This window comes from Mesorhizobium sp. (assembly GCF_005063415.1).
In the GTDB taxonomy this organism is placed as follows: domain Bacteria; phylum Pseudomonadota; class Alphaproteobacteria; order Rhizobiales; family Rhizobiaceae; genus Mesorhizobium.
The window spans coordinates 222-1,796 of record NZ_SUEG01000307.1 but is presented as its reverse complement, the minus strand read 5'-3'; the positions used below and the strand labels follow the sequence as shown (position 1 = coordinate 1,796).

Annotated in this window: 2 protein-coding genes; both read left to right on the top strand. The window is 55.2% G+C overall.

Annotated features, from left to right (window positions below; genetic code table 11):
* The first annotated feature begins 589 nt into the window (after positions 1–589).
* The gene (locus tag E5W70_RS32100) at positions 590–1,036 is read left to right on the top strand and encodes a cupin domain-containing protein (protein ID WP_292665343.1); all 447 of its coding nucleotides are present in this window, start codon (positions 590–592) and stop codon (positions 1,034–1,036) included.
* A 180-nt stretch (positions 1,037–1,216) separates the two neighbouring features.
* Positions 1,217–1,575, top strand: a 359-nt coding sequence (locus tag E5W70_RS32095; protein ID WP_292665341.1) for a MucR family transcriptional regulator, incomplete at its 3' end; no start/stop codon positions are given.

Below are 1,575 nucleotides of genomic sequence, written 5' to 3'. Positions count from 1 at the left end.
GGGTTTTTCATAAATGGCATCCAGCCAGCTCTTCTAACCCAGGACCTTACCGGTTTCGAGCACTTTGTGCGGGGAAGCAACAAACTATGCATTGCCAGGACAAGATGCGATGCCAATGTTCAAACAGACGCCATCCATCAGCTCGGCGTCTCCTGACCCCGCCGTTTCCATATTGGTCGGCGTTTGCCTCTTGAAGAAGCAAAGGCGTTCGCGTTCGCTGCGCCAAAGGTTCCAAGCCTGTTGCTCCTGCACTGTAGGATTTCTGCGATACTCCCCATCGCAAGTCTTCTTCAGCTTTGGACGAAGCCCCACCAGAACGGCTTCGTCGGAAACTTGCGGTCCAGTCGGAGACTAATGAAGCAGTGATGCTACCCGGCGAGCGTGGCCCCAACGTTGGGCGCCATTTTGAAACCAAGATGCTGTGTCGGCGAAGCCGCTCTCATTAACTAAACGGCTCGACGCCATCCTGCCGGCGCGCGGTCATGGTGAACAGTCTCCTGTGCTCCAGAAGCTATTCTTAACCGCGTCTGAAGCAACGGCTTTGGGCGGTTGATATCATGCGGTACGGTGATCACATCGAACAAGAGGCATGATCAGCATGAGTCCCGTTGTCGATTCTAACAATCTGCCTCGCACCAAGGTTTGGGGTGAGAGCGACCCCGCTGTGCGTTGGCAGGGTGCCTTCGCGCGTTTCGGCGGGAACGGATCAACGGCTTCTTCGACAATTGTATATGAGATCGAGCCAGGGGGCCGTCTGGGCTGGCATACTGACGCCACTGAGGAAACCCAGTACATAATTGCAGGCACCGGCCTGCTGTATTGCGAAGATGGTACCACTCACCCCGTCGCGCCCGGTAGCGTGTTTGTATTGCCCACACCATTGCGCCACGATCTTGAGAATACCGGGACCGAAACGCTCCGCGCGGTGGCTTTCTTTGCGGCAGCGATGTTCACGCAGAGCTTCGACCAGGTGATGCTGCCGCCGAGAACCCACGTCCTTGGCACACCGAACCGCGACGGGCAGGTCGCCTACTGAGAAGCCAGTCAGAAAAACAAAAAAAGCGCCTTCGCCAGCCGGTGGCGGAATATTCGTCGGCGCCCTGCCACTTGATATTTGCAAAAAATGCGGTTTTGTTGGCGGTATAACGAATTGTTTGCCTGATTGGCGAATAGCTCGTCTTTTCCATTGCGCCTTATTAGATAACAGGAAAACTCAATGACCGTTTCTGCAGACCAAAACGACCAGGCTGAACTCGTATCAATCACCGCCGACATCGTTTCCGCCTACGTTTCGAACAATCCGCTGCCGGTCGGCGAGTTGTCGAAGCTGATTGAGGATACCTATGTCGCTTTGCAAGGTGTCGGCACGCCCGTGGCTCCGGCCGCAGTCAAGCTGGAGCCGGCGGTGTCGATCAAGAAATCAGTGTCACCGGATTTCATCATCTGCCTGGAAGACGGGAAGAAGTTCAAATCTCTGAAGCGTCATATCGGGACGCATTACAATCTAAGCCCTGACCAATACCGCCAGAAATGGAACCTGCCCTCCGACTATCCGATGGTGGCGCCGAATTACGC